Source organism: Hydrogenimonas sp., assembly GCF_029933015.1.
In the GTDB taxonomy this organism is placed as follows: domain Bacteria; phylum Campylobacterota; class Campylobacteria; order Campylobacterales; family Hydrogenimonadaceae; genus Hydrogenimonas.
This window is the reverse complement of sequence record NZ_JAOZOZ010000077.1, coordinates 1-7,323: the sequence shown is the minus strand read 5'-3', so window position 1 is coordinate 7,323 and position 7,323 is coordinate 1. Positions and strand designations below refer to the sequence as shown.

Sequence of the window (7,323 nt, the reverse complement as noted above, 5' to 3'; positions counted from 1 at the left end):
ATTCACAGTGCTACTCTCTTTCGCACCGGTCACCGCGACGGCGGGAGCGAAAGAGGGAGCCGATTTTCAGCGTGCCATCCAGCTGATCGAATCGAAACAGTTCGACAAGGCGGTGCCGCTGCTGCGGGAACTGGCGAAAAAAGGGAACAAGGCGGCGATGTATCGGCTCGCATACATCTACGAAAACGGTCTGGGCGTACCGCAGGATTACAAAAAGGCGGCCCACTGGTACAAAGAGGCGGCCAAAACCTATGCCTACACCGTCGAAGCCCAGAAAAAGGGGACGGATGTCTACTCCAAAGAGTTCGCCGAACGTCTCAAGGCACAGTTTACTGAAGAGAGCGTGCGTGCCGCGGGCATGGCGGCCATCGCCAAGGTCGACACCGACACCCCGGAAACCAAATCCTTTCTCGAAGACCTGGCCAACGGCCGCTTCTTCGGTCTGACCCCCTACAAGGCCAACTACATCATGCCGATCGGCTACGCCAACGATCCCTATCGCAGGCAGCCTTCGGCCTACAAAAATTACCGTATCGCCGATGCCATCGATCCCATCTCCGGTTTCAGCCGGGAAGGCAAATACGGAGAGTACGACGAACAGACGGAAGTGGAGTTTCAGTTCAGTCTGAAAAAGAACCTCACATACAATCTCTTCGGCTTCAACGAATATATCACGGCGGCCTACACCCAGCGCTGCTTCTGGCAGCTCTACTCCGACTCCGGGCCCTTCAGGGAAACCAACTATATGCCCGAACTCTACGTCGCCGTTCCCACATCCGCCGACTTCGACGCCAAAACAGGTCTGAAAGTGACCAAGTGGGGTTTCATCCATCAGTCCAACGGCCAGGAGGGATTCCGATCGAGATCCTGGAACCGCCTCTACCTCGAAGGAATGTTCCAGTGGAGCAATCTCTTCCTCTCCGCCCGTGTCTGGTACAGGCTGCCCGAAGACGACAAATCGGATGACTATTACAGAGGTTACCACGACAACAATCACAATGGTGTACCCGATGCCGGAGACACACTCATCGACCCCAACTCCGAAAGCGACAAGGACGACAACCCGGACATTACCGACTACATGGGTTACGGGGACATCTCTCTCAGCTACCTGTGGCACAAACATCAGATCGGGGCACTTCTGCGCTACAACTTCGGCAAGGGCGGCCACGACCGTGGCGCCGTACAGCTGGATTGGAGCTATCCCTTCTTCGATTCGAAAACGACTTTCTGGTACTTCAAGTTTTTCAACGGCTACGGCGAGAGTCTCATCGACTACAACCGCAACGTCACCAAAACCTCTTTCGGTTTCGCCTTCTCCCGTGGACTTTTCCAGTAACAGAGCGCTTTCCCGTCCGAGGCGGGAGAGCCTTTCGCACGCATGAGACGATCCGGGAAAAACGACAAAACCTTTCTGGCCGCTTCGGCCGCTTTTTTGCTCACGATCCTCTTTTTGACCCTTTTTCCGCGCACTTTGGAGGCCGCTTCGGAAACGCTCAAGACACTTCCTTTTACTCCGGAGGAGAAAGCGTGGTTGCAGAAACGGCCTGTTCTGCGTTTTGTCTACGACCCCGACTGGCCTCCTTTCGAATGGCGCAGCGACATCGGCCGCCATACCGGTATGATCGCCGATATTCTCAAAATCGTCGGTCAAAAAAGTGGTATCGTCTTTCTCCCGGTTCCCACGACCAGCTGGTCCGAATCGATCGGACTCTTCAAAACGAAACAGGTGCAGATGATCAGTGCCGTCACCCCGACTGAGGCGCGCAAAAAGTTCATCCGTTTCACACATAGAAGTCTTTTCAAAATCCGAACCGTTCTTTTGAAACGCTTCGACCGGCCCACACCCGAAGGAGATCTCCCAGACGCACTGCGGGGCAAAACCGTCGGCGTCGTGAAGGGATACGCTATCGTCTCCTACCTCAAACGACGCTATCCCCAAGCCATCGTCATCGAATTTCCCACCGTTACGGACGGTCTGGACCATCTTCGCCGGGGAGAGATCGACTATTTCGCCGAAAACGACGCCACCGCCGGTTATTTCATCCATCGACGCGGCTATGGCGATCTCGAAAAGAGTGTCACCCTGGACTACCTCATCGATCTCAGGATCGGATTGCAGCCCGAAACACCCGAGATCGTCTTCTCCATTCTAGACAAAACACTCGCCTCGATTTCCCCGGATCGTTTCGAAGCGATCTACGACAAATGGAGTGGAGAGGGGAATATGCGGAACCTTCAGACAAAAAGCACCCCCTTTTTGAAAACCCTTCCCCTCGATTCGATCGCCATCGTCATAGGACTCGTGCTCCTCGTGGTACTGGCAGGATGGTATCACTATCGGGAAATGGGAGCGCGATTTTTCGGTATGCCGCTGGGAATCGCCGCAACGCTGCTTTTCGCGGTGGCACTGCTCGTCACCGCCACAAGCCTTCATAACAGCGGCAGCGAGAGAAAAAAAGAGATCGCCCACTCCCTCAAAACCGTACTCGACGTCACCCACAGATCCCTGATCGAGTGGTTCGCCACCCAGCGCCACCATCTCAACCACCTCGTCAACCAGACACCGTTTCTCGCTGATTTTCTCCAAAAGGACGGAACGATCGTCCCCCCGGACGCCGAAGCTTCCCGACACCTCTACCTCGAACTCAAACGGCGGATCCGGGAGGCCGACGGCTTTCTCATCATCGATCGAAACGGCACCATTCTGAGCGCCTCGGAGCCGGCACTGAGAGGGAAACATATCACTTTCCCACCGGTACGCAGGCAGATCGCACACGCCTTCAAAGAGGGATACGCCCATATCTCCCCCGTGCGTATAGAAAAGGATCGGATGGGCCACCTGCGGCACTACTATCTTCTGATGCGCATCGTCGATCCCAGAACCGGCAGGGCTCCGGCGCTTTTTGCCATGCGGATCGATCCGGCACCTCTGTTCAACATCGTCCATCAGGGCCGAATGGGCAAAAGCGGTGAAACCTATCTCATCAACGACCAGATGCAGATGATCTCCCGCAGCCGTTTCGAAAGGGCTCTTAAAGAGAATGGCCTCCTTCCCGTCAACGCCAGCTCTTTTCTAAACCTCTCCATCACCCACCGGGGAAGGCCGACCAAGGCAGCGGAAGAGGCGGTGGGCGGACGCTACGGCACTGATGTGGAAGGCTACCCGAACTATCGCGGCACTCCGGTACTGGGGGCATGGCGCTGGGACGAAATCCTCGATCTCGGGGTCATCGTCGAGATCGACAAAGCCGAAGCGATGGACTCCTTCCGTAAGCTGAAAGAGACCATCTACGGCGTCGTCTTCGGAATCATGGCACTCTCCCTCGTCCTGGTCTTTTTCATGATCTGGTATGCCAGACACACCCACAGACTCCTGGAACGACAAAAAAGTGCCTACCGACAAAAATGCGAAGAGCTCGATACCCTCGCGACCACTTTCGACCAGGCGGTCCAGGAGCGTATCGCAAATATCGCAAAGGAGAAAAATTCATGATCGATGTGAAAAAAGAGGAGAAGCTCCGCATCAGCTTCATCGGCCGTCTGGACGCCACCAACGCCCCGGAAGCGATGCAGAAGGTTTCGGAAGCATTGAAGGGGCTCGAGAGGGATATTCTGCTCGATCTGACGGATCTCCTCTACATCAGCAGCGCAGGCCTTCAGGTACTGCTTCGCTGCGCCAAGGCGGCCCAGGCGGCGGACAGGGCGCTCTTCGTCACCGGCGCCAACCCCAACGTAAGGGAAATTCTGAAGATTTCGGGGTTCCTGACGTTCATGAAAGAGGTGTGATGCACCGCTACAAAACCCTCGAAGAGGGAATGGCCGCCATCGAGCGCTTCTGTCGGGAATTCGTGTTGGACGATACCCGCTGCTACAGACTCAGACTGGTCTGCGAAGAGCTGGTCGTCAACCTCCTGACCCATGGCGGAAGCGACGGCTACGACCTGCATCTGGGAGTCGAAGGGGAGCGTGTGACGATGGCACTGCGCTACGGGGGCGAAAAGTTCAATCCCGGCGTTTCCGACAAGGGGCCTCTGAAATCGGTCGAAGAGAGCGAATTCGGAGGATTGGGGCTCTTTCTCGTGACCCAACTGGTCCAGTCGCTCCACTACCGCTACGAAAACAAGGAAAACGTTGTTGAAATCACGATTTAGACTTGATTCGATCCAGAAGAAGATCGTCTTCTACATCGTCGTCATCACGATCCCCTTTTTCCTGACGTCACTCTTTCTCATCGACAAATATGTCGGCGGCGAGCTCCAGGAGTCGGCGATGCGCCGCGCCCACATCGTCAACCTCGACATCCTCCAGGGAGTCGAAGCCTTTCTGGACAAAACGAGCCGCCCCGCCGTGGAAGCGGCTTACCTCGTCAAATCCAACCCCTCCCGTTTCCGTAAAGTGCTCAAAGGCCTGAAAGAGGCGGTCGAACTCGACGACGCGCTCTTTGGCTCGGCCGTCGCTTTCGAACCGGACCGGGTGACGCCCGGATACTACTGCCACTACATCTACAAGACCCAAAACGGTATCGCCGAGATCGACACGATCCCGCCGCAGTACGACTATCTCTCCCAGGATTGGTACCGATCGGTGAAGTATCTGGGCGAACCACTCTGGGGCGAGCCCTATTTCGATACCGGAGGCGGCGAGATTTACATGAGCACCTACAGCCATCCGGTCTACGACACCAACGGAACCTTTCTGGGGGTCGTCACCGCCGATATCGCCCTCGACGAGCTGGCCAGGCGGATGGATAGCCTCGCGGAGCTGGAAGACGGTTTCGTCTTTCTCGTCTCCAAAAAAGGGCTGATGCTCTACCATCCCGACAGGAAGGTCCGGCTCAAAGAGACCCTGCAATCCTATGCGAAGCAGGTGCACTCCCCTTCCCTCGCCAAAGCGGCGAAAGCGATGAAAGAGCACAGTTTCGGCATCTACGACATCGAAACGGCCGATGCGGAATATCTGCTCTATACGATGGGCGTGCCCCACACTTCATGGATCATCGGTGTCATGCTCGACCAGAAGGCCCTCTTCTCTCCCCTGACGGGCATGCGTATACGGATGGGGGTGATCACCCTGATCGGAATGCTGCTTATCCTGCTGATGGTTCTGATCGTCTCGAAACAACTCAAAGCCAACGTCGCCAAAGAGGAGCGCGTCCGCAACGAACTGGAACTGGCCAGCCGGATCCAGCAGAGCTTCCTGCCTAAAAAAGAGAATCTGGTGCAGCCTCCTTTCGCCCTCAGCGGCATGATGAAACCGGCCAAAGAGGTGGGCGGCGACTTCTGGGGCTACCGCATCGACGGCGAGAAGCTGCTCTTCTACATCGGGGATGTCTCGGGCAAAGGGGTCCCGGCGTCGCTCTTCATGATGGCCTCCAGCGTCCTGATCGAAGCGGCGGCCGACGACCGTTTCGATCCCGCCCATATCATCGAACGAACCAACAGAAAGCTCTGCATGCTTGGAGAGCAGCAGATGTTCGCCACTCTGCTGGTGGGTGTCGTCGACGCCGCGAAAAGGGAAGTGACCTTCGCACTGGCGGGACATCCGCCCTTCATCGTCAAAAGCGGCGGGCATCTCTCTTCGCCGCTACCCTCCTTCGCACCGCCCATCGGGGTTTTCGAAGCCGCCTCCTACGAAAACCGTACGATTCCCCTGGAAGAGGAGGCACTCATCGTCGCCTTCACCGACGGCGTCACCGAAGCGGAAAACGGCGCACAGGAAATGTTCGGCATCGACCGCCTCAGCCGGGCCATCGTCCGTGCCGGCACCGACAATCCCGTCACCGTCAAAAAGGCGATCGTCGAAAAGATCGAAGCCTTCGTCGGCGACAACGAACCCAACGACGACCTGACGATGATAATCATCAAAACGGAGCACATCGGATGACATTCTCCATTCTTCATTTTTCATTCTTCATTCTTTTTCGCGGAGAGGAAAAGTGATCACCCACCTCTCCACCTACCACGACCTGCGCGCCATCGGTATCATCCGCGCCTTCGTCGCCGAAACGGGACGCTATTTCGGTGCCGACGAGACGGAAGCGCAGCAGCTGGAGCTTGCGGCGGAAGAGGCGGCCGCTTTCATCGTCAACAACCTTCAGCCCGACAAGGGGGAGCATTTCGAAATCGACGCCGAACCCATCGAAAACGGCCTGCGTTTTCATTTCCGCAACAAGGGGATGCCGGTCGACGAAGAGAATCTCCCCGTCTACGACAGCCGAAATCCGGAAGACTCCATGGCAGGCCTCTCCTTTTTCCTTCTCGAGTCCCTGACCGACGCCCTTCAGTTTCGAAACGAAGGGAACAAGGGATGGGTCCTTCTCTTCGAAAAACGCTTTCGGCGTTTCAGGCCTCTCGAAGCCGCGCGCCCGGTCGACGCCGCCACGATCGACGCCTATGCCAAGGAAAAACTCGAAGTCACGCTGGCCGACCCAACCGACGCCTACGACATCGTCAAACTCACCTATCTCACCTACCGCTACACCTATGTCAAACCGATCTTCTACTTCCGCAAGGAGCTGGAAGAGGCGATCGCTTCGGGCCGGGTCATCGCCTTCGTCGCCAAGAACCGGGCAGAAGAAGTGGTGGTCAACTCCGCCTACTTCCGCTCGCCCCACTGTGACGCCGTCGCGGAGGCCGGTATGCTGATGAGCCGCCCGGAATACCGCAAAAACAGGGCGTTGCTGCGCGTCTCGCGGATGCAGGTGCAATATCTCAAAGAGGGCGGGGGCGGACTCCGGGTCGCCTACGCCAAGCTGGTGACGGGCCACACCAAATCCCAGCAGCTCGTCCAGGCCTACAGATTCGTTCCGACGGCACTGAAGCCTTCGGTCCACGACCAGGCGGAGTTCGTCGGTATCGATACCGACGAGGTGCGCCGGGAAAGCCTGCTCTACGCGGTACTGGCGCCCAACGGCCTCGACCCCGTCACGATCCATCTGCCCGCAAGGCATCTGGAGATGACCCGGACGCTGCTGGAGAGTTTCGACGACATCGGATTCTCCACCGAATCGGAGGCGCCGGCACGGGAAACTTCCGAATTTACCGTCGAAAAACACGACAGCGACCGCTATGCCATCGTCACGATCGACCAGCTGGGGCATGACTGGCAGGAAGGGTTGCGGCGCCACCTCAAAGAGCTGGGCGACGACGGCATCATCACCGTCAATCTCCACATTCCCGCCGATGCGCCGCTTCCACCCGGTTTCGACGAGACGATGAAAAAGTTTCGCCTCATATACAGCGGCACCGTGGTAAAGACCATGAAAAAATGGGAGCTTGTCTATACGCTTCTGCAGGGACAGCACTTCGACTTCGACGCCGT

At 57.0% G+C, this 7,323-nt stretch carries 6 protein-coding genes; all 6 read left to right on the top strand.

Translation table 11 applies throughout. From position 1 onward, the window contains the following. The coding region (locus Q1K23_RS06335) for a phospholipase A (protein WP_300363302.1) at positions 1–1,339 on the top strand (1,339 nt) is incomplete at its 5' end. 42 nt (positions 1,340–1,381) lie between these two features. After that, positions 1,382–3,496, top strand: coding sequence for a transporter substrate-binding domain-containing protein (locus tag Q1K23_RS06330; RefSeq protein ID WP_300363301.1), 2,115 nt, complete (start codon positions 1,382–1,384; stop codon positions 3,494–3,496). After that, positions 3,493–3,789: an STAS domain-containing protein gene (locus Q1K23_RS06325; RefSeq protein ID WP_300363300.1), complete on the top strand. Its 297-nt coding sequence runs from the start codon at positions 3,493–3,495 to the stop codon at positions 3,787–3,789. Before Q1K23_RS06330 ends, Q1K23_RS06325 begins: the two co-directional genes overlap by 4 nt. Continuing rightward, a complete protein-coding gene (locus Q1K23_RS06320; RefSeq protein WP_300363299.1) occupies positions 3,789–4,154 on the top strand; it encodes an ATP-binding protein in 366 nt (121 codons plus the stop codon). Before Q1K23_RS06325 ends, Q1K23_RS06320 begins: the two co-directional genes overlap by 1 nt. Beyond that, on the top strand, positions 4,138–5,886 hold the full coding sequence (locus Q1K23_RS06315; protein WP_300363298.1) for a SpoIIE family protein phosphatase: 1,749 nt from the start codon (positions 4,138–4,140) through the stop codon (positions 5,884–5,886). Before Q1K23_RS06320 ends, Q1K23_RS06315 begins: the two co-directional genes overlap by 17 nt. Positions 5,887–5,938: 52 nt before the next feature. Continuing rightward, a partial coding sequence (locus tag Q1K23_RS06310; protein WP_300363297.1) for an ATP-binding protein occupies positions 5,939–7,323 on the top strand: 1,385 nt, incomplete at its 3' end.